Origin of the sequence: Polynucleobacter sp. HIN8 (assembly GCF_030297615.1) — a bacterium.
Taxonomy (GTDB): domain Bacteria; phylum Pseudomonadota; class Gammaproteobacteria; order Burkholderiales; family Burkholderiaceae; genus Polynucleobacter.
Window position 1 is genome coordinate 517059 of sequence record NZ_AP028139.1, and the last position, 21006, is coordinate 538064.

The 21006-nt window shown below is 47.4% G+C and carries 21 protein-coding genes; 15 read left to right on the forward strand and 6 right to left on the reverse strand.

The features are described from left to right. Positions 1-27: 27 nt before the first annotated feature. Complete coding sequence (locus tag QUE65_RS02740) at positions 28-1233, reverse strand: amino acid aminotransferase (RefSeq protein ID WP_286281730.1); 1206 nt, start codon at positions 1231-1233, stop codon at positions 28-30. 232 nt (positions 1234-1465) lie between these two features. Here QUE65_RS02740 and uvrB point away from each other — a divergent pair, with 232 nt between their 5' ends. From uvrB to QUE65_RS02785, 9 genes are all read left to right on the forward strand, one after another. Then, positions 1466-3529: an excinuclease ABC subunit UvrB gene (uvrB, locus tag QUE65_RS02745; RefSeq protein WP_286282404.1), complete on the forward strand. Its 2064-nt coding sequence runs from the start codon at positions 1466-1468 to the stop codon at positions 3527-3529. Between the two features lie 149 nt (positions 3530-3678). After that, entirely contained in the window at positions 3679-4248 is a 570-nt protein-coding gene (locus QUE65_RS02750; RefSeq protein ID WP_286281732.1) for a Fe-S cluster assembly transcription factor, read from the forward strand. A 2-nt stretch (positions 4249-4250) separates the two neighbouring features. Then, complete coding sequence (locus tag QUE65_RS02755; protein WP_286281734.1) at positions 4251-5510, forward strand: IscS subfamily cysteine desulfurase; 1260 nt, start codon at positions 4251-4253, stop codon at positions 5508-5510. A gap of 33 nt (positions 5511-5543) precedes the next feature. Continuing rightward, a complete protein-coding gene (gene iscU / locus QUE65_RS02760; protein ID WP_215371770.1) occupies positions 5544-5930 on the forward strand; it encodes a Fe-S cluster assembly scaffold IscU in 387 nt (128 codons plus the stop codon). Between the two features lie 7 nt (positions 5931-5937). After that, complete coding sequence (gene iscA, locus QUE65_RS02765) at positions 5938-6261, forward strand: iron-sulfur cluster assembly protein IscA (protein ID WP_108508050.1); 324 nt, start codon at positions 5938-5940, stop codon at positions 6259-6261. 37 nt (positions 6262-6298) lie between these two features. Then, positions 6299-6763 (forward strand): Fe-S protein assembly co-chaperone HscB, encoded by a 465-nt coding sequence (gene hscB, locus QUE65_RS02770; protein WP_286281735.1) that lies wholly within the window; start codon positions 6299-6301, stop codon positions 6761-6763. An 11-nt stretch (positions 6764-6774) separates the two neighbouring features. Continuing rightward, positions 6775-8637: a Fe-S protein assembly chaperone HscA gene (hscA, locus tag QUE65_RS02775; protein ID WP_286281736.1), complete on the forward strand. Its 1863-nt coding sequence runs from the start codon at positions 6775-6777 to the stop codon at positions 8635-8637. 17 nt (positions 8638-8654) lie between these two features. Next, positions 8655-8993 (forward strand): ISC system 2Fe-2S type ferredoxin, encoded by a 339-nt coding sequence (gene fdx, locus QUE65_RS02780; RefSeq protein WP_215371775.1) that lies wholly within the window; start codon positions 8655-8657, stop codon positions 8991-8993. An 11-nt stretch (positions 8994-9004) separates the two neighbouring features. Further along, complete coding sequence (locus QUE65_RS02785; RefSeq protein ID WP_215371776.1) at positions 9005-9352, forward strand: HNH endonuclease; 348 nt, start codon at positions 9005-9007, stop codon at positions 9350-9352. 2 nt (positions 9353-9354) lie between these two features. Here the strand turns inward: QUE65_RS02785 and lysS are convergent, their stop codons facing one another. The 4 genes from lysS to QUE65_RS02805 form a co-directional block, all read right to left on the reverse strand. Beyond that, a complete protein-coding gene (gene lysS / locus QUE65_RS02790) occupies positions 9355-10899 on the reverse strand; it encodes a lysine--tRNA ligase (protein WP_286281738.1) in 1545 nt (514 codons plus the stop codon). Between the two features lie 9 nt (positions 10900-10908). Then, positions 10909-12013, reverse strand: a protein-coding gene (gene prfB / locus QUE65_RS02795; protein ID WP_286281739.1) for a peptide chain release factor 2 whose coding sequence is annotated in 2 segments (ribosomal slippage) — positions 10909-11940 and positions 11942-12013 — 1104 coding nt in all. Because the reading frame shifts where the segments join, the coding sequence is not laid out codon by codon here. A 23-nt stretch (positions 12014-12036) separates the two neighbouring features. Continuing rightward, the gene (recJ, locus tag QUE65_RS02800; RefSeq protein WP_286281742.1) at positions 12037-13779 is read right to left on the reverse strand and encodes a single-stranded-DNA-specific exonuclease RecJ; all 1743 of its coding nucleotides are present in this window, start codon (positions 13777-13779) and stop codon (positions 12037-12039) included. Continuing rightward, positions 13776-14678, reverse strand: coding sequence for a hypothetical protein (locus QUE65_RS02805; protein WP_286281744.1), 903 nt, complete (start codon positions 14676-14678; stop codon positions 13776-13778). The genes recJ and QUE65_RS02805 overlap by 4 nt, the downstream gene beginning before the upstream one ends. 68 nt (positions 14679-14746) lie before the next feature. Here QUE65_RS02805 and QUE65_RS02810 point away from each other — a divergent pair, with 68 nt between their 5' ends. The 3 genes from QUE65_RS02810 to QUE65_RS02820 are packed head-to-tail and all read left to right on the forward strand — an operon-like array spanning position 14747 to position 17510. After that, a complete protein-coding gene (locus QUE65_RS02810; RefSeq protein WP_286282406.1) occupies positions 14747-16009 on the forward strand; it encodes a lipoprotein-releasing ABC transporter permease subunit in 1263 nt (420 codons plus the stop codon). Next, a complete protein-coding gene (locus QUE65_RS02815) occupies positions 16002-16688 on the forward strand; it encodes an ABC transporter ATP-binding protein (protein WP_286281746.1) in 687 nt (228 codons plus the stop codon). Before QUE65_RS02810 ends, QUE65_RS02815 begins: the two co-directional genes overlap by 8 nt. Before the next feature lie 6 nt (positions 16689-16694). Continuing rightward, complete coding sequence (locus QUE65_RS02820; protein WP_286282408.1) at positions 16695-17510, forward strand: TatD family hydrolase; 816 nt, start codon at positions 16695-16697, stop codon at positions 17508-17510. A gap of 30 nt (positions 17511-17540) precedes the next feature. Here the strand turns inward: QUE65_RS02820 and QUE65_RS02825 are convergent, their stop codons facing one another. After that, positions 17541-18155, reverse strand: coding sequence for a nitroreductase family protein (locus tag QUE65_RS02825; RefSeq protein WP_286281748.1), 615 nt, complete (start codon positions 18153-18155; stop codon positions 17541-17543). 146 nt (positions 18156-18301) lie between these two features. On the opposite strand from QUE65_RS02825, the gene QUE65_RS02830 reads away from it, so the two are divergent. Genes QUE65_RS02830 through QUE65_RS02840 form a run of 3 tightly spaced genes read left to right on the forward strand, consistent with a single transcriptional unit; the run spans position 18302 to position 21005 of the window. Continuing rightward, positions 18302-18988, forward strand: a complete 687-nt coding sequence (locus tag QUE65_RS02830) for a phosphoribosyltransferase (RefSeq protein ID WP_286281749.1) — start codon at positions 18302-18304, stop codon at positions 18986-18988. Then, positions 18985-19683, forward strand: coding sequence for a dienelactone hydrolase family protein (locus QUE65_RS02835; RefSeq protein WP_286281750.1), 699 nt, complete (start codon positions 18985-18987; stop codon positions 19681-19683). Before QUE65_RS02830 ends, QUE65_RS02835 begins: the two co-directional genes overlap by 4 nt. Beyond that, positions 19680-21005 (forward strand): erythromycin esterase family protein, encoded by a 1326-nt coding sequence (locus tag QUE65_RS02840; RefSeq protein WP_286281751.1) that lies wholly within the window; start codon positions 19680-19682, stop codon positions 21003-21005. Before QUE65_RS02835 ends, QUE65_RS02840 begins: the two co-directional genes overlap by 4 nt. The last annotated feature ends 1 nt before the right edge of the window (position 21006 follow it).

Genomic DNA, 21006 nt, shown 5'->3' on the forward strand with positions numbered 1-21006 from the left:
AATACTCTCCAGAACCAACAAAGAACTCTATTTTGACATGAGAACCCGGGCGATGGCCTGAGCAACCCGATCTATATTTTTACTATTCAAGGCTGCAACGCAAATACGTCCAGTGGATAAGGCGTAGATGGCATCCTGCTCTTGGAGTTTTGCGACTTGATCAGCAGTCAATCCCGAGTAAGAGAACATGCCCCGTTGTGCTTCAATAAATGAAAAATCGTGCGATATTCCAGCCGCCGCCAGTTTTTCTTTCAGGCCGTGGCGCATCGACTTAATCCGATCGCGCATCTGGGCTAATTCATCCTCCCACATTTGACGTAGCTTAGGTGAGTTGAGCACCGTTGCCACAATCGCAGCACCATGGGTTGGGGGATTTGAGTAATTGGTTCGAATGACGCGTTTGAGCTGAGAGAGGACTCGGGCAGACTCTTCTTTACTTTGAGTCACGATGGACAAAGCCCCAACGCGTTCCCCATATAACGAGAACGATTTGGAGAAAGAGCTCGATACAAAAAAGGACATTCCTGAATCCGCAAACATGCGTACAGCGGCCCCATCTTCTTCAATGCCATCAGCGAAGCCTTGGTAGGCAATATCTAAAAATGGAATTAACTGTTTTTGTTGGCAAATTGAAATAATCGTTTTCCATTGATCCTTCATGAGATCGGCACCCGTTGGATTGTGGCAACAGGCATGCAAGATGACTAACGTTTTGGCTGGAAAAGACTCCAAGGATTTCACCATGCCATCAAAGTCTACGCCGCGTGTTTTGGGGTCAAAGTAGGTGTAATCCAAAACCGTGTATCCCGCAGCCTCAAAAATGCCACGATGATTTTCCCAGCTCGGCGAGCTAATTGCTGCTGGTGAGTTCGGCTCAAGGCGTTTTACAAAATCTCCACCGACGCGCAGGGCACCAGTACCACCCAGGCACTCTGCGGTGACCACTCGGCCGGCTTGAATTAAGGCCGAATCTTTACCAAATAGTAAGTTTTGGACGGCTGAGTTATAGGGATTCGGTCCTTCAATCGGAATGTAGGCGCGTGGCGCTTCTTTGGCAACCACTTCTTTCTCGGCCTCAAGAACAGCCCGCAAGAGCGGGACTTTACCCTCGTCGGTGTAGTAAACCCCCACCCCTAAATTCACTTTGCCTGGTCTTTGGTCGGCGGTATAGGCCTCGGTTAGGCCAAAAATTGGATCTTTCGGGGCAAGCTGGACAGAAGAAAACAGGTTCATGTTAGAAATATTAATTAGTTGTTGTAAATCAGGCTCTTAGAAGCAGTTGGTGGAATTGGAATAAAAACGGCAAAATTGAAGATTATTTGTAAATCGCTAGGTGATTCATCCTTAGCCATAAATGATAGCCGAGATGCCAAAGCTCACCCCAAAATCAAGCAGCAAAAAAAAGAAGCCAGAAGCCATGGCTCTTACCGATCCAGCGGGGGTTGTAGAGGATCTTCCTCTGAAGATGGAAGCGCCAGTAACTCTCGATGAATCGAAGTTTGTCCGTTTCCCAAATTCACCCTATCAGCTCTATCAGCCGTTTCCTCCGGCGGGAGATCAACCAGCTGCGATTGATCAGTTGTGCGAAGGACTAGAAGATGGATTGCTCTTTCAAACCTTATTAGGAGTTACCGGTTCGGGCAAAACGTTCACGATGGCGAATGTGATTGCGAGGATGGGGCGCCCCGCGATTATTTTTGCTCCAAACAAAACACTCGCTGCGCAGTTGTACTCCGAGTTTAGGGAATTCTTTCCTCGCAATGCCATCGAATATTTTGTGAGTTATTACGACTACTATCAGCCCGAAGCCTACGTTCCTCAGCGCGACTTATTTATCGAAAAGGATTCGTCGATAAATGAGCATATTGAGCAGATGCGTTTATCCGCTACGAAAAGTTTATTGGAGCGCCGAGATGTGGTGATTGTGGCAACGGTGTCGGCTATTTATGGTATTGGCAACCCTGGTGATTACCACAGCATGGTATTGACCTTAAGGCCTGGCGACAAATTAAGTCAACGGGATATTGTGACGCGACTCATTTCTATGCAGTATGAGCGCAATGAAATGGACTTTCAGCGAGGTATTTTTCGGGTCCGCGGTGACACAATTGATATTTTCCCGGCCGAGCACAATGAGTTGGCAATCCGCGTTGAATTATTTGATGATCAGGTTGAATCGCTTCATTTCTTTGATCCATTAACCGGAAAGATTAAGCAGAAATTACCGCGTTTTACGGTCTACCCGAGTTCGCATTATGTGACTCCGCGAGAGACTGTTTTAAGGGCCATTGAAACCATTAAAGCGGAGTTACGAGAACGCTTAGATGAGTTTGTCAAAGGCAATAAATTGGTGGAGGCTCAGCGTTTAGAGCAGCGCACCCGATTTGATCTTGAAATGCTCTCTGAACTCGGATTTTGCAAGGGTATTGAAAACTATTCGCGGCATTTGTCGGGGGCAAAACCGGGTGAGGCTCCACCCACCTTAGTCGATTACCTTCCCGAGGACGCACTCATGTTCTTAGATGAGAGCCATGTTTTGATTGGGCAACTCAATGGGATGTACAACGGCGACCGCTCACGCAAACATACTTTGGTGGAGTATGGCTTTCGCTTACCATCGGCAATGGATAACCGGCCTTTGAAGTTTCCGGAGTTTGAAACCAAGATGCGCCAAGCCATTTTTGTCTCAGCAACTCCAGCCGATTATGAAAACCAAAAAACAGGTCAGATCGTTGAGCAGGTCGTTCGACCGACTGGATTAGTCGACCCGGCCATTGAGGTCCTTCCCGCCAGCTCTCAGGTGGATGATTTACTGGGTCAAATCCATGAGCGCGTTAAAGCGGGTGAGCGTGTACTGGTCACCGTGCTGACCAAGCGAATGGCCGAGCAACTGACCGAGTATTTGGCTGATAACGGCGTCAAAGTACGTTACGTTCACTCGGATATTGATACGGTCGAGCGCGTTGAAATTATTCGGGATCTACGTTTGGGTGTTTTTGATGTCTTGGTTGGCATCAACTTATTGCGAGAAGGTCTTGATATCCCCGAGGTATCGCTTGTCGCCATTTTGGATGCGGATAAAGAGGGATTTTTACGAGCCGAACGGAGTTTGATTCAGACCATTGGGCGGGCAGCTCGTAATGTTCATGGCAAAGCAATTTTGTATGCCGACAAAATGACCGAGTCCATGAAAAAAGCAATGGGAGAAACGGAGCGCCGCAGAAATAAGCAAATTGCGTTTAACTTGAAGCACGGCATTCAACCCAAAGGGGTTCAGAAGCGGATTAAAGACATCATTGATGGTGTCTACGATGTTCAAGAAAAGCGCGTGGAGTTGCAAATTGCGCAGCGCAAGGCGCAGTACGAGATGATGAGTGAGCGGGAGTTGGCCAATGAGATCAGTCGCCTCGAAAAGCAAATGATGGCTGAGGCCAAAAATCTTGAGTTTGAGAAAGCTGCTGCGACGCGGGATCAGATTGCTAAAATTAAAGAGTTGGCATTTGGTGCGCTTGCTAAAGATTCCATATAAATCAAGCGCTTATCCTTTTTTATCCCCCCATTACCTCTATGGCTTATTCCCGATAAAAATACTCGGGAATATGTTATACTTGACCTAAATTGTCAGGTATTACCTGCCTGGCAATCGCTGTCCATATCAACCCACAACCAAGGTGATTTATGAGACTTACTACTAAAGGTCGTTTTGCTGTAACTGCAATGATAGATTTGGCTCTGCGTGAAGCGCATGGCCCTGTAACCTTAGCTGGAATTAGCCAGCGCCAGAAGATTTCTCTTTCGTATCTAGAGCAACTCTTTGGAAAATTGCGTCGCTTTAATATTGTGGAGAGCACACGCGGACCCGGTGGCGGCTATACCTTAGCTCGCAAGCCAGAGGAAATCAGTGTGGCCGACATTATTGTGGCCGTCGATGAGCCCCTAGATGCTACTCAGTGCGGTGGCAAAGGGAACTGCCACAGCGAGGAAGATACGCATAGTCGCTGTATGACCCATGACTTATGGACTAATTTGAATGCCAAGATGGTTGAGTATTTAGACTCAGTCACCTTGCGCGATTTAGTTAAACAGCAAGAGAGTCGCGGCGTCGTGATTGCAGATATGCGCGAGAAAAAAGTGCGCGTTGAGCCTGCAAAACTGAAAAAGACAGCGGTTGCTGCGGTGACTAAAAAAGAAGAGGCTCCCAAACGGCCTCTCATCAACTCAGTATTTAATTTAGCAAGACAAGGTTAAGTATGAACGCTCCACTGAAGGCTGCATTACAGCCCGTCTCCATCTATAGCCCTAAGCATTTCCCGGTCTATATGGATTACTCGGCCACGACGCCGATTGATCAGCGCGTGGTTGACAAAATGCTGCCTTATTTACGAGAGCAATTTGGTAATGCGGCCTCTCGCAGCCATGCATTTGGGTGGGCGGCCGAAGAGGCAGTGGAGGAGGCGCGGGTTGAGGTCGCCAAATTAGTACACGCCGATCCTCGCGAAATCGTTTGGACAAGTGGTGCGACCGAGAGCATTAACTTGGCGCTTAAAGGTGCAGCCCATTTTTATAAAGAGAAGGGTAAGCACATCATTACGGTGAAGACCGAGCACAAGGCAACACTCGATACCTGCCGCGAGCTTGAGCGTGAAGGTTATGACGTTACTTATCTCGATGTGATGGAAAACGGCCTGATTGATTTTGCGCAGTTTGAAGCTGCCATTCGTCCCGATACCATTTTGGCATCGGTGATGTATGTCAATAACGAAATTGGCGTGATTCAAGATATTCCGCGACTTGGAGAATTGTGCCGCTCGCGTGGCGTCATATTTCATGTGGATGCTGCGCAAGCAACGGGCAAAGTTGAAATTGACCTGGAGAAGATCAAAGTCGATCTCATGAGTTTCTCGGCACACAAGACCTATGGTCCAAAAGGGATTGGCGCATTGTTTGTGCGACGCAAACCCCGGGTGCGGATCGAAGCCCAAATCCATGGCGGTGGTCACGAGCGCGGAATGCGTTCGGGAACCTTGCCTGTTCATCAGATTGTTGGCATGGGCGAGGCGTTTAAGATCGCTCGAATCGAGATGGCCGAAGAAGCCGCGCGGATTCGTAAATTACGTGATCGCTTGCTAGCTGGTCTGAAAGACATTGAAGAGGTTTATGTGAATGGCGACATGGGCCAACGCGTTGCCCATAACCTCAATATCAGTTTTAACTACGTTGAAGGCGAGTCCATGTTGATGGCATTAAAAGACATCGCCATCTCTTCGGGATCGGCTTGCACCTCGGCCTCCTTAGAGCCCTCGTATGTATTACGTGCTTTGGGGCGCAATGATGAGCTTGCCCATAGCTCGATTCGCTTTACGATTGGCCGCTTTACCACCGAAGAAGAGGTGGATTTCACGATCGCTTTAGTGAAAGACAAGATTGCGAAATTGCGGGAACTTTCTCCCTTATGGGAAATGTACAAAGACGGCATTGATCTCAACACGATTCAATGGGCCGCCCATTAATAGAATTTGATGTTCTAGACAAGGTAAATTGAAATGGCATATAGCGATAAAGTAATTGATCATTATGAAAACCCCCGTAACGTTGGTTCCTTCGCCAAGGGCGATGAGCAGGTGGGCACAGGAATGGTTGGTGCGCCGGCATGTGGCGACGTGATGAAATTGCAAATTCGCGTAAATGATCATGGCGTTATTGAAGATGCGAAATTCAAGACCTATGGCTGCGGTTCTGCGATTGCATCCTCCTCATTGGTTACTGAATGGGTGAAGGGGAAAACCCTTGATCAAGCTTTGGAAATTAAGAACTCGCAAATTGCGCAAGAGTTGTCGTTGCCGCCTGTAAAAATTCATTGTTCGATCTTGGCTGAAGATGCCATTAAGGCGGCAGTGAAAGATTACAAAGATAAGCATCCCGTTAAATAAAACCGCCATGTCCATCACCCTGACTGAAAAAGCCGCTAATCACGTCAACCGCAGTTTGCAAAAGCGCGGTAAGGGCTGTGGGTTGCGCCTGGGTGTTCGTACTACGGGCTGCTCAGGTCTTGCCTACCAATTGGAGTACGTTGATGAAGCGGCTCCAGAAGACCAAGTATTTGAATCTCACGGCATCAAGATTTTTGTTGACCCAAAGAGCCTGACCTATATCGATGGAACTGAGCTTGATTTTGTCCGCGAGGGCTTAAATGAAGGATTTAAGTTTCAAAATCCCAATGTGAAAGATGAGTGTGGTTGTGGCGAATCTTTCCGCGTCTGACAACTACTTCACTTTTTTTGGCCTTACCCCCCGTTTCATGCTTGATACGTCGGTATTGGATCGCGCGTATTTAGCGATTCAAAAAGAAGTTCACCCCGATCGTCATGCCTCGGGATCCGATACCGAGCAACGTTTAGCCATGCAAATGGCGACCTATGCCAATGGCGCCTATCGAACCCTAAAAGATCCGATCGCACGCGGCCTCTATTTATGCCAGCTGCATGGTGTTGAGGCCAATCTAGAAACGAATACCGCGATGCCGGTTCAGTTTTTAATGAAACAAATGGAATGGCGCGAAGCCTTAGATGATCATGCCGATGATTTGGAGGCTTTGGAGCGCCTTGCTGCCGAAGTTGAACAATCACGTCATGATTCGCTACTGGAACTCACTGATGTTTTTGAGCAGTCAGCCTATGGCCAAGCGGTGGATATTCTTCGCGGTCTACTCTTTATTAATAAATTTGCCATCGAGCTCGATGACGCAATCGCGCAACTGGTCTAAAGCAAACGAATATGGCCTTATTGCAAATCGCTGAACCTGGAATGGCACTAGCACCCCATGAGCGCAAGGTGGCGATTGGAATTGATTTGGGAACCACCAACTCCTTAGTCGCAGTGGTTCGAGATGCTCTACCTAAGGTCTTAACCAATGCTGCTGGTCAGGCTTTATTTCCTTCGGTGATTCGGTATTTACCAGACGGTAGAACTCAGGGGGGATTTGAGGCTTTAGCCCATGTGATCGAAGACCCCAAAAATACGATTGTCTCGGTAAAGCGTTTTATGGGACGTGGTTTAAATGATTTCACGCAACACGACTTTCCGTATGCATTGATTGATGAGCCTGGCATGGTCAAGTTGCGAACCGTTGCAGGGGATAAAAGCCCAGTAGAGGTGAGCGCAGAGATCTTGGCGCGATTGCGCCAGCTCGCTGAGGACTCTGTGCAAGATGAAATTGTTGGTGCGGTGATTACTGTGCCCGCCTACTTTGATGATGCCCAGCGTCAGGCTACCAAAGATGCTGCGAAGCTTGCCGGACTTCATGTTCTGCGTCTACTCAATGAACCCACTGCAGCAGCAATTGCGTATGGCTTAGATAATGCCTCGGAAGGTATTTATGCCGTCTATGATCTTGGCGGTGGCACTTTTGATATCTCGATTTTGCGAATGAGTAAGGGCGTGTTCGAAGTTTTATCCACCGGCGGGGATTCCGCCTTGGGAGGCGATGACTTTGATCGGCTTATATATACGTGGATGATTCAAGAGACTCAGCTTTCAAGTCTTGAGCCACAGGATCAACGCGCGTTACTGAGTGCAGCCAAGCGTGCCAAAGAAGAATTAAGCGAAGTGACCGAGATCTCGATTGAGCTCACGCTGATGAACGGACAACCCATCTCCATGGTGCTCACCCGGGACCAATTTGAGAGGCTGACTAAGCCTTTAGTGGATAAGACCATGGTTTCTGTTCGCAAAGCACTGCGTGATGCTCAGCTCCAAGTGGGTGATGTGAAGGGCGTGGTGATGGTTGGTGGCGCTACCCGAATGGCACATGTTCAAGCAAGCGTTGGGGCATTTTTCAAGACCCAGCCTCTAAATAACCTTGACCCCGATCAGGTGGTTGCCCTTGGTGCAGCGATGCAGGCCGATCTTCTAGCAGGCAATCAAAGCAAGAATAATGAGTGGCTATTACTTGATGTCATCCCACTGTCCCTTGGATTAGAGACCATGGGCGGCCTTGTAGAAAAAATTATTCCTCGCAATACACCCATACCGGTCGCTAGGGCACAAGATTTCACAACCTTTAAAGATGGTCAGACCGGTCTAGCGCTACATATTGTGCAGGGCGAGCGTGAGGTCGTCGATGCGTGCCGATCATTGGGGCGTTTTGAGCTCAAAGGAATTCCTCCAATGGTTGCTGGTGCCGCGCGGATTCGAGTGACATTCCAGGTCGACGCCGATGGACTTTTATCGGTGCATGCGATTGAACAAAGTTCCGGAGTCCAGGCATCGATTGAGATCAAACCCTCTTATGGACTTAGTGATGCTGAGATTGCACGCATGTTGCAAGATGGATTTCAGGCCGCAGGCGATGATATGCGCGCTCGTGCATTGCGCGAGGAGCAGGTCGAAGCAAGGCGCTTATTGGAAGCAGTGGGTGCCGCACTGCAAGAAGACGGTGATTTGTTAACGGATGTTGAGCGCGCCTTAATTCGTAAAGAGATGGCCCTGTTGCAAACCCTTTTAGAATCGGAAACGAACAGTGATGTGTTACGTAAAGCCATTGAAAAAGCTGCGAAGACCACTGATCCGTTTGCTGAAAAGCGCATGAATGCGAGTATTCAGCGCGCACTGACTGGAAAAAATGTTGCTGAAATTTAATTCATGAGATTGATGGAATGACCCAAATCGTAGTGTTACCCCATTCTGAGTACTGCCCCGATGGTGCAGTGATCGAGGTTGAGCCAGGAACCAGCATTTGCGAGACCTTACTCGCCAATGATATTGAAATTGAACATGCCTGCGATATGGTATGCGCTTGTACCACCTGTCATGTGATCGTGCGTGAAGGCTTTGGGAGTCTCAATGAGCCCGATGAAAATGAAGAAGATATGCTCGATCGCGCCTGGGGTCTGTCGCCCCAGTCCCGTCTGTCGTGCCAAGCCATCGTGGCTAAAACGGATTTGGTTATTGAAATCCCCAAGTATTCGATTAATCACGCCAAAGAAAATCATTAGTTCTCAATTCTATGTTGGGTCGAATTCGCCAAAAGCAAATTGATTCAATCGAAGCGGTATCAGTCACCCCCAATCCGATTATTTGTCCGATTTGTGAGCGTGAGATTCCTCCTGCTCAAATGGATGCGCATCATCTCATTCCGCGCTCAAAAGGTGGTAAAGAAACGCAGTATCTGCATCGCATTTGCCATCGTCAGATTCATGCTCTATTTACCGAGACAGAATTGGCTAGGCGCTTGAACTCTGCCGATGCAATTCGTGAGCATCCGCAGATGCAACGCTTTATTGAGTGGGTCAAAAATAAGCCAGACGGCTTTTATGAGCGGGTTGCTAAAAGCACCCGCCTTAAAGAGCGGTAACTTTATTCGTCTTCCCGGCGCAAATGGGGAAATAAAATCACATCACGAATATTCGGCACATCGGTGAGTAGCATCACTAATCGATCGATACCAATACCGCAACCACCAGTCGGAGGCATGCCATATTCAAGCGCCCGAATGAAGTCGTGGTCAAAATACATCGCCTCTTCGTCACCAGCATCTTTTTGCACTACTTGCTTGCGAAAACGTTCAGCCTGATCTTCGGCGTCATTGAGTTCTGAAAAGCCATTGGCAATTTCACGACCGGTAATAAAAAGCTCAAAGCGCTCAGTCACCCCTTTGCGGGAATCGGATTCGCGTGCTAATGGGCTTACTTCAATGGGGTAATCAATAATGTAGGTTGGATCCCAAAGATGCTCCTCAGCCACCAGTTCAAATAAGGCGAGCTGCAGGGCACCTAAGCCAGCATTTTTTATCGCAGGGGCATTGAGATCCTCGCCACCTTTTTTTAGTTCACCTCGAATAAATTCAGGATCCTCTAGCTGAGTCGCGGTATAGGATTTCTTTGAGAGCGGGCTGTACTTTAAGATGGCTTCAGTAATCGTCAAGCGATCAAAGGGTTTGGCCAGATCGAGAGGCCGACCTTGGTGCGTGAGGGTCGCGGTTCCTTGGGCATCGATGGCTGCGCTACGAATGAGGTTTTCTGTGAAATCCATGAGCCACCGATAATCCGTATAGGCTGCATAAAACTCCATCATCGTGAACTCAGGATTATGGCGAGGGCTCACCCCTTCATTACGGAAATTGCGATTAATCTCAAAAACGCGTTCAAAGCCGCCTACGATCAGGCGCTTTAGATATAACTCCGGAGCGATACGCAAAAACATTTGCATATCGAGTGCATTATGGTGAGTCATAAATGGTTTCGCGGCAGCACCACCAGGGATCGGGTGGAGCATCGGCGTTTCAACTTCCATAAACTGTGCTTCGGTCATGTGACGACGTAGCGATGTGATCACCTTGCTGCGTGCTAAGAAGGTATTTCGACTATCTGGATTGACAATCAAATCGACATACCGTTGCCGATACTTCAATTCTTGATCGGCAAGCCCATGGAATTTATCGGGAAGCGGGCGCAAGGACTTACTTAAGAGCCTTAATATCGAACATTCAATCGAAAGTTCACCTTTATTGGTTTTAAATACGTACCCTTCGGCTGCAATAATGTCGCCAAGATCCCAATGTTTAAATGCCCCATGAATATCACTGCCAGTGAGATCATCGTTAATATAAAACTGAATTTGACCGCTGCGATCTTGAATGGTTGCAAAGCTGGCCTTGCCCATCACGCGCTTGAGCACCATCCGACCGGCAACTTTGACATGAATACGTTTATTTGCTAATTCTTCTTTATTAAATGAGTCGTAATGCTGATGAAGATCGGCTGCTAAGTGAGTGGGTACAAAATCATTGGGGTATGCAATTCCTGCTTGGCGCAGCTTTGCTAACTTCTCACGCCGCTCGGCAATGATGTGATTTTCATCTTGTGCTGGAATCGATGGGTCTTGTTGGTCTAAGTTACTCATAGCAGAATCTTACACGCCCTGTTTTAGGCTAGCCTCAATGAAAGCGTCAAGATCACCATCTAGGACTTTCTGTGTATTGGAGATCTCAACATTGGTTCGTAAATCTTTAATGCGACTTTGGTCAAGTACGTAAGAGCGGATTTGGTGCCCCCAGCCCACATCGGTTTTGCTGGCCTCTAACTTGTCTTGCTCGGCTCGGCGTTTACGCATCTCATGTTCGTATAAGCGCGACTTGAGCATGCTCATTGCTTCAGCCCGGTTGCGATGCTGGCTTCGATCGTTTTGGCATTGCACCACAATGCCTGTTGGAATATGCGTAAGACGAACCGCAGAGTCAGTCTTATTAATATGTTGACCACCAGCACCCGATGCGCGATACGTGTCGGTGCGAATATCGGCGGGATTGACCTCAATCTCAATGGAGTCATCAATTTCGGGATAGACATAAATACTGGCAAATGAAGTATGGCGACCACCGGATGAGTCAAATGGTGATTTACGAACTAAGCGATGAACCCCGGTTTCGGAACGGAGGTGACCATAGGCATATTCCCCATCGACCTTGATCGTGGCGCTTTTAATACCGGCAACATCGCCATCCGACTCTTCCAAAATCTCCGTTTTATAGCCTTTGCGCTCGCAGTATTTGAGGTATTGGCGATACAGCATGCTGGCCCAGTCGCATGCTTCGGTGCCACCAGCCCCAGCCTGAATATCAATAAAGCAGTTGCAGGGATCCATTTCATTATGAAACATTCGCCTAAACTCGAGATCGGCAATAATCGTTTCATACGAGGCAGCATCAGCCTCAAGCGATAACAAGGTATCTAAATCATTCTCAGCCCGAGCCAGGTCCATCAGCTCCATACTGCTAATAATATTTTGTTGCAAATCAGTTAGGGTGTTAACGACGCCTTCGAGTAATTTTTTTTCTTTGCCAAAGGCTTGAGCTTGTTTAGGATCATCCCAGATTTTGGGATCTTCCAAAATACGATTGACTTCAATTAGACGGTTTGACTTCGTATCAAAGTCAAAGATACCCCCGAAGGGCATGCTCGCGAGCGAGGAGATCTTTGAAGGCGTTGGTAATTTGATTGAGTTGTTCGGCTTCCATGAGCGAATTATACGGGTAAGCGGCTATGGGAGTGAGTCGTTAGCAGCTTCAATGATCAGTTGAATACGAGCCTCTTCACGAAAACGATCACTCACTAGCCGAAATGCTAAAAACGCGTGTTGCGGTAGTGTTTGGGTGCGATTAAACCAAACTCCAGTAAGGACGGGAGCGAGGTTTTCGTTCTTCAATAGAGGGCGAAGTTGAAGGCGTAAATGCTTATCCTTCATGAGCGATTGCTGGAGTACCTCGAATTCACCATAGAAAAGCGGTTGTGGAAAACCTTGTCCCCAGATTTCCTGCATCAAGCGATCAGCGATTTCAACGGTGAACTGATCGGGGCTTAAAGAGCCATCATGGACACAGCGCCGTTGCAAAATCTCATCATCGAGTAGGCTTGTGCTGATTTCGCAAAAGTGATGCTCAAAGTCATCAAAGTCAGATTGGCGAATGGTGAGTCCTGCCGCCATGGCATGACCACCAAACTTCAATATCAAACCAGGATATTTTTTGGAGACTAAATCAAGGGCATCGCGCAAATGAAAACCCTGAATCGATCGACCGGAGCCGCGAAGCAATGGGGTACCGGATTCATCGTCGGCAGGCGCAAAAACGATGGTTGGGCGATTAAAGCGCTCTTTAAGTCGCGAAGCAACAATGCCCACCACACCTTGATGCCAATCGGGATGCCATAAGCAAAGTGCAGCTTGCTCATTCATTGATAAATGAGCTAGGCTCGCAAGCGCAGATTCTTGCATCCCAGACTCAATCACGCGCCGCTCTCGATTAATGCGGTCAAGCTCCTGCGCAAGAGACATCGCCCGAGTTTTATCGTCACACAGGAGCAGCTGAATCCCTAAGCTCATATCGGCTAAGCGTCCTGCTGCATTTAAGCGAGGCCCAATGGCAAATCCCAGATCAAAGGGGCTAGCGGTTCTTGGGTCTCTTGAGGCCACCTCAAATAAAGCCAATAATCCTGCAGGAGCTTGACCCTGACGTATTTTTCTAAGACCGTGTGACACCAGAATACGGTTATTGCGATCGAGTTGGGCAACGTCGGCCACTGTGCCAAGTGCCACCAAACTAAAGAGCTGCTCGAGTTTTGGTTGCGTTGCATTTGTGAAGACACCACGTTCGCGTAAGAGGGCTCGTAAGGCAATTAACACGTAGAACATCACCCCAACCCCAGCAAGTGCCTTGCTTGCAAATCCACACCCGGGTTGGTTGGGGTTCACAATGGCGAGTGCATTTGGAAGTTGATCGCTCGGTAGGTGGTGATCAGTGACCAGAACATCAATGCCATGCGTCTTGGCGTAGTCAATTCCTTGGTGGCTCGCAATTCCGTTATCAACCGTAATTAAGAGCGATGGTCTTGGATTGAGTTCAAGTGCCATATCAACCACTTCAGGGGTTAGGCCATAGCCCATGGTGAAACGATTGGGAACCAAGTAGCCCAATTGCTCCTCTGAAGCCCCTAGCATGCGTAATCCTCGCATACCAAGCGCGCAAGCCGTTGCACCATCACAGTCGTAATCGGCGACGATTACCAAGGGTCGTTTTGAGGCAATCGCATCCGCTAATAATCGCGCCGCCGTCTCACATTCTTTTAGCGAAGCGGGTGGCAGTAACTGCTTTGCCTCTAGATTTAACTCGGAATGGTCTTGAATCCCTCGGGCTGCATACAAGCGAGCAAAGAGCGGATCTAAACCATGCGCTTCTAAATGTTCAACAACGTCATCGGGGTAGGCGCGTTGGCTAAAAACACTCATGCCTTTAACTCTTCCCAGCTAGGTGGTTGCTTTTTATGCCAAAACTTCCATGCCGAGCTTTGATAGTCTTTGGCTCGAAGCGTTCGTTTGCGAATGCTCCCGGGAAAATCAATGACCGTAATTTCAAGGTCAGACTCCAGCATGGCTTGCATCAAGCGAGGCCATTCTTTATGCATGCCCTCTAACCACACCAAGGTATTGTTTGGCTGCTGTTCCCACTGAAGAGACTCGGAGTTCAAAAGGGGGATGCCACGCTGTGCAGCAATTGATGTCATCCAGGGATGATCACTAATAATTTGACTTGCATTGGTTAATTCAGGCGAATAAGTAATATCGGTTGCTTTACCAATTCCATAGATCCATACCGAATTAATCCGAGGTAATCCTTGGGCCTCGCGTGCCTCATTCATCGGGTGAATATGCCAGCGCATTTGGATCTCATTTTGAATCTTGCGCCACCGTTTAGCCAATCCTGGCACCACAGTATCTTTAGGGAGCCACCAATCGATGTTTCGTCCTTTGGCTTGCGCCACACTGTGGGTGTACAGCGACGCATAATCACTGGCTGCATAAACCCAAGCATGGCCATTGTTTGAAATCGGGGTCATTCCCTCTTCATTGAAGATGGTGTTTGCCTCCTCCATCAAGACGGTGACTTCATTTTGGGGTATGGCCAGCTCCGATAATGGCAGTAAGACGAGATGATCGCGGGTCGCATGCAGATGAACCGGTTCAATGCATAGCTGAACTTGATCATTGGGATTTTGATGCAAGGCGCTACCAAGAGCAAATGAATCGCCAATCAGATAGCGCTCATGCGGTAAGGCTTTGGGCGCACGCTCAAGCGCGTGGTCGAACTGATCCTCGCCGGATAGAAGAATGCTAATTTGTCGAGTCATGACCCTAATTTTAGGTGGCAATTACTCAACTTGCTCAGTACGTAGCGCCAATTGCTTAAACTGTGACAATGTGGAAGATTCCGATTGAACTGGAGATAGGACTTAAGTACACGCGCTCGCGGCGTAGGAAGGCGGTTGGTCAACGCGATGGATTTCTTTCGTTTATCTCTGGGATCTCCATGGCTGGGATCGCACTAGGGGTTGCGGCTCTCATTGTGGTGCTGTCCGTCATGAATGGGTTTCAGAAGGAGGTGCGAGACCGCATGCTTTCGGTTCTCTCGCACATTGAAATTACCTCACCCAATGGCTTATCGGACTGGGAGCCAATCGCCGAAACGCTTGCAAAGCAAGCGCATGTTCTCGGGGTTGCCCCAATGGTGAGCTCACAAGGTCTTCTCTCTCGAGCTGAATCGATGCGCGGGGTTGTTCTACGGGGGGTTGATCCAGCCTTAGAGGGTCGCGTATCGGATTTGCCCAAACAATTAATCGTGGGCTCAATCAGTGATTTGAAGCCTGGACAATTTGGGGTCGTACTTGGAACGCAGTTAGCGGGAACACTGGGTATTCGGGTTGGTGATCGTGTCAACCTATTGGTTCCAGAAGGTGACCTAACCCCTGCTGGAATGATGCCCCGAATGAGGGCTCTTCAGGTGGTTGGTATGGTCGATAGTGGCCATTATGAATACGACAGTACCTTAGCGGTCATGCACTGGAAAGATGCCGCTGCCTTATTGCGAATGACCGACCCGACCGGTTTACGCGTTAAGGTCGATGACATGCAAAAGGCCCCAGAAATTGCGGTGCGCTTAGCGCAAGTCGTACCGCAAGCGCTCTGGGTTAGCGATTGGTCACGCTCAAATCGCAATTGGTTTGCTGCAGTCCAAACCGAGAAAAAAATGATGTTCATCATCTTGACCTTGATTATTGCAGTGGCAGCATTTAACTTAGTTTCGACCTTAGTCATGACGGTGACGGACAAGCAGGCGGACATTGCGATTTTGCGAACTATGGGCGCAAGCGCTGGATTAGTACAACGCATATTTTTAGTGCAAGGTTTGGCAATCGGCCTATTGGGCTCACTGCTTGGGGTGGGGTTTGGATTACTCATTGCTCTCAATATTGATGTGATCGTCCCGTTTATCGAGACCCTCTTTCGGGTGCAGTTCTTACCGAGGGACATTTATTTCATTAGCCAGCTGCCATCGGATGTGCGTCTTGACGACGTATTGAAGGTGGGCATCATGGCATTTGTCCTTTCGATTCTTGCAACAATTTACCCAAGCCGCAGAGCGGCGCAAGTCAAACCAGCTGAGGCCTTGCGCTATGAGTAAACCCGTTCTCAAGGCCTCTCATCTGGCAAAAACCTATGGCGCAGGTGTCAATGCGGTTGAAGTCCTTAAATCGGTTGACTTGGAGTTAAGCCCAGCCGAGAAGGTGGCCATAGTCGGATCATCGGGGTCTGGTAAGAGCACCTTACTTCATCTTTTAGGGGGATTGGATACAGCCAGTGCTGGTGAGGTGGAATTGGCCGGTCAATTGCTCAATCGGATGAACGCAAAGGAGCTCGATCGGATCCGCAATCAACACTTAGGGTTTGTGTACCAGTTTCATCATCTGCTTGATGAATTAAGCGCACTAGAGAATGTCGCTTTGCCCCTTCGAATTCGAGGTTTGAGTCGGGAAGAGGCAGAAGCGCCAGCACAGATTCTGTTGGACGCAGTGGGTTTAGGAAAGCGTCTTCATCACATCCCGGGGGAGTTATCAGGCGGTGAGCGTCAACGCGTTGCCGTGGCGCGTGCTTTGGTTGGAAAACCGGATTGCGTATTGGCTGATGAGCCAACCGGTAACTTAGATACCGAAACGGCTGATCGAGTATTTGATCTAATGCTTGATATTGCTAAAGAGCAGGGCACCGGATTTTTGATCGTGACGCACGATCCAGTTCGGGCCAAACGCTGCGATCGTATTTTGCGCCTGACTCGCGGCATACTCGAGCCATTTAGGGAATAAGCATTGATGTGGCTTGATACCCATTGCCACCTCGATGCCCCTGAATTTTTGAGTGATATCGAGAGCATCGTAAAGCGGGCAAAACACGCTGGCGTAGCAGGCATCTTATTGCCCGCTGTAAGGGCTCAGGATTTTGAAGCCGTTCAAGAAATCACCCATCGGTTCAAGCATGAGATTCCCTATTTGGTCTACACCCTAGGTATTCATCCGCTGTATACCGATCGCGCCAGCGAAAGTGATTTAAAAACGTTAGAGACTGCAGTCGTTAGTGCTAAAAATGACCCTCACTTTGTCGGTATTGGTGAAATTGGTCTCGATTATTTTGTGGCTGAGTTGGATCCACATCGACAAGCATTCTTTTTTCATGCGCAACTGGATTTGGCCGAGCAACATCAATTACCAGTCATTTTGCATGTCCGTCGTTCGCAAGACATGATTTTGAAGGCGCTCCGTCAACGAACCATCAGCGGTGGTATTGCCCATGCATTTAATGGTAGTTTTCAGCAGGCTCAGCAATTTATTGATTTGGGATTCAAATTGGGTTTTGGGGGTGCGGCGACCTATGAGCGTGCTTTGCAAATTCGCCGGCTTATTCAGGAACTACCGATCGATGCCATCGTGACCGAGACCGATTCACCGGATATTCCACCAGCATGGTTACGCTCTGAGCAAGAGCGACGCAATGAGCCCGCATTTTTACCTCGGATTGCGCAGGTGTTGGCAGAAATTCGCGGTATTCAGGATAAAGATTTTGCTGCTGCTGTTTTTGACAATACCAGTAGGGTTTTGCCGCGCTGGGGCGCCCTACTTAATAAAGTGTAGTCCCTGTTCAATCAATATCCAACAATTAATTCAACTGAGCGCCAAAGCCTTCCATGAGTAAATAGTTAAGGGATTCCTTGACACGGAGGGTGGATTCCCAGTGGGTTTACCTAGGATGATAGGAGCAATTGCTTGAGCGTTTTGGGGAATGCCCAGGCGGGATTTCCATTTATTGGTGTTGAGGGCATCAACTGCAAACCCAATCACACAACTACCCAGTCCTTCGGCATGGGCTGCTAACATGAGATTTTCAGCAGCTAACCAACAATCAGCATCTGTAAATCTGCTGGAGAATTGACTACAAACCACAATAAGGGTATTGGCGTTATAAAAAGCCTCAAAATGATCTTGATTGATAATTTTTAAAGCATGAGCTCCAATGGAATTTCCATTCTTAGCCTGATTTTGGAAATGCTCTTTGATGTCTCTGGAGAGTTCTTTTAGGATGGGGGTATCTTGAATAACCACAAAGGCACACGGTTGTTCATGCATTGCACAGGGCGCCTGAATGGCTGCTTTCAGTAATTCTTCGATTAGATCGGCATCTACAACTTCACTGGTAAAGCTTCGTATGGAACGACGTGCATAGATCGCATCGATGACAGAACTTGTGGATAAGATATTTTGCCTATAAATTTGTTCCATAATTTTCACGCTCAAAGTGGTTAAGAGTTATTACATTTAGAGAAGAGAAACATTAATTCAATTGAGCTAACGAATTTTGATAATTCTCAAAAAAATAAAGTGAGGATTTCTTACGATTGACTCTCTGGTATCTAGAGAGTCTAATCATGAATCAACCATTTCGGTTTGAAAATCGCGAGGAAGCAGGGCGAATACTCGCTAAAAAACTTTTCAAGTATCACAATCGAGATGATTTAGTTATATTGGGACTACCACGTGGGGGCGTGCCAGTAGCATTTGTAATTGCCAGGCAACTTGAAAAGCCTTTAGATATATTCTTAGTAAGCAAAATTACCAGTCCTCTCCAGCAAGAGCTTGCTATTGGAGCAATAACCAGTGGTGGTGACCTAACAATCTCAAAAGAGCTTGTTGAGCGTCTAGACATCACTCCGAATGAGTTGGAAAAAATTATTCAGAGTAAAAAAGAACTACTTGAGCATCGCGCAAAGCTTCTTCGAGGAACTCAGAGATTTATAAGCTTAAAAGACAAAACTATTGTTTTGGTTGATGATGGGATGGCAACGGGCTCCACCATGGCACTTGCTGTAGCAAGCATTAAGAAGCTTGATCCTAAAAAAATAATCGTAGCGGTACCCGTTGCTTCGCATGAGGCAATTGATCATGTTAAGGAACTTGCTGATGAAGTTATTGTGCCACTCGTCCCAGACTTCTTTTATTCGGTCAGTATGTGGTTCTCCGATTTTCGTCAGACAACGGATGGTGAGGTCATTGAGCTTTTACGCCAAGCCAATAAATTAACCAAAGCAAATAATCGAAATGGCGTTGTTATATGACGCACGATTTTGGCAAGGTAGAGGTTGAAATTCCCTGTGGGGATTTAACGCTAAATGGCACATTGTCCCTACCAACTGAGCCTCATGGCATGATTTTATTTGCCCACGGAAGCGGTAGTAGTCGTTTTAGTAGTCGCAATCAATTTGTAGCCAATGTTTTAAATAAGGGAAATTTTGCAACCCTGCTTTTGGATTTATTACATCCGAACGAGGATCAAACTCCTGCCGCACGGTTTGATATTGATTTATTAACGAATCGACTATGGCATGCATTTATTTGGCTAAAAAATTATCAACCGACACGTTCGATACCGATTGGTCTTTTTGGTGCAAGCACAGGGGCAGCCGCAACCTTGCAATTGGCTGGAAATCCAGAGCTGCAGGCTAGAGACGAGATTTTTGCAATTGTATCCCGTGGGGGTCGTCCGGATTTAGCTAGAGCAGAGTATTTAAAGCAAGTCCGAGCACCATGCTTGTTTGTGGTTGGTCAGAATGATGAGGATGTTATTGCCCTTAATAAAATTGCGTATAGTCAAATGACCTGTTATCGTTCGCTTCAAATTATTCGTGGTGCATCCAATTTATTTGAGGAACCAGGCAAATTAATTCTGGTTGCTAATCTAGCGTTATCTTGGTATCAACGGTATGCCATAAGCAATCCCGAAATTTCCAGATCTTTTCAGGCTGGCTCATGATTAACGCACAGCGTATCAGAGACTACGCCATTCCTTTGAATGGATCTTCCTATCTTCTAGAGTTATTGATGGATATTGGCGAGCGTCGATTTGTTTTAATTGGCGAGGCCTCTCATGGAACGGAAGAATTTTATGCAGAACGTGCTGAAATTACAAAAGGCCTGATTGAGCATAAAGGCTTTGATGCGATTGTGATCGAGGGAGATTGGCCAGATTCGTATGAGGTGAATCAGTATGTGACTCAACAGTCCGAAGTCGATAGCGCATCATCCGCCTTAATAGGATTTGAGCGTTTTCCAACCTGGATGTGGAGAAATACGGTCGTTGATGAATTTGTTGAGTGGTTAAAAAAGCATAATCACCAACGTAACATGGACCAAAAAGTACGCTTTTACGGATTTGATTTATACAGCTTATTCAAATCGATTGATGTGATTCAGGAGTATTTAGAAAAGCGTGATCCTATTCTGTGGCAAAGCGCTAAAGAGCGTTTTAGCTGCTTTGATCATTGCAATCGCGATGCCCAAATGTATGGATACTTAACAAAATATGCCTACTCGAGTAATAGTTGTGAGGAAGAGGTAATTGCCCAACTTCAAGAGATTATTCAACATAAAGACTACTTACATTCCTTAGGTGATAAAACTTCGGATGAATTTTTTTCAATTCACCAAAATTCGCGTTTAGTCAAAAATGCCGAAAATTACTATCGGCAGATGTATTCAGGTGATGTTTCATCGTGGAATTTACGTGATATCCATATGACGCAAACAATTCGTGAAGTTGATCAATATCTCAGCCATCAATTACAAAGACCAGCGCGGATTATTGTATGGGCTCATAACTCGCACATCGGGGACGCCATGGCCACCGAGCAAAGCCAGCGCGGAGAGTTTAATGTCGGTCAACTGATGCGGGATCAGTATCCCGCCCAGGTCTATTTGTTGGGGTTTACGACTTACCGTGGTTATGTAACAGCCGCTTCGGAGTGGGGTGGTATGGCAGAGCGAAAACAGGTAAAGCCTGCACTACCCAATAGCTATGAAAGCCTTTTTCACGATACTGGCTTAGAGCAATTCATATTAATCATGCGAGGCCGTGAGGAATTGCATCGACTTATGCCTAGTAATTATCTAGAAAGAGCGATCGGCGTGATTTATTTACCGCATTCAGAACGTATTAGTCATTATTTTCACAGTAATTTAGTCCGTCAATTTGACGCGGTCATTCATATCGACGTGACTCAGGCAGTAGCACCACTTGAAAAGTTAGGGGTATTTCATCTTGATGATGCACCAGAGACCTATCCAAGCGGATTTTAAT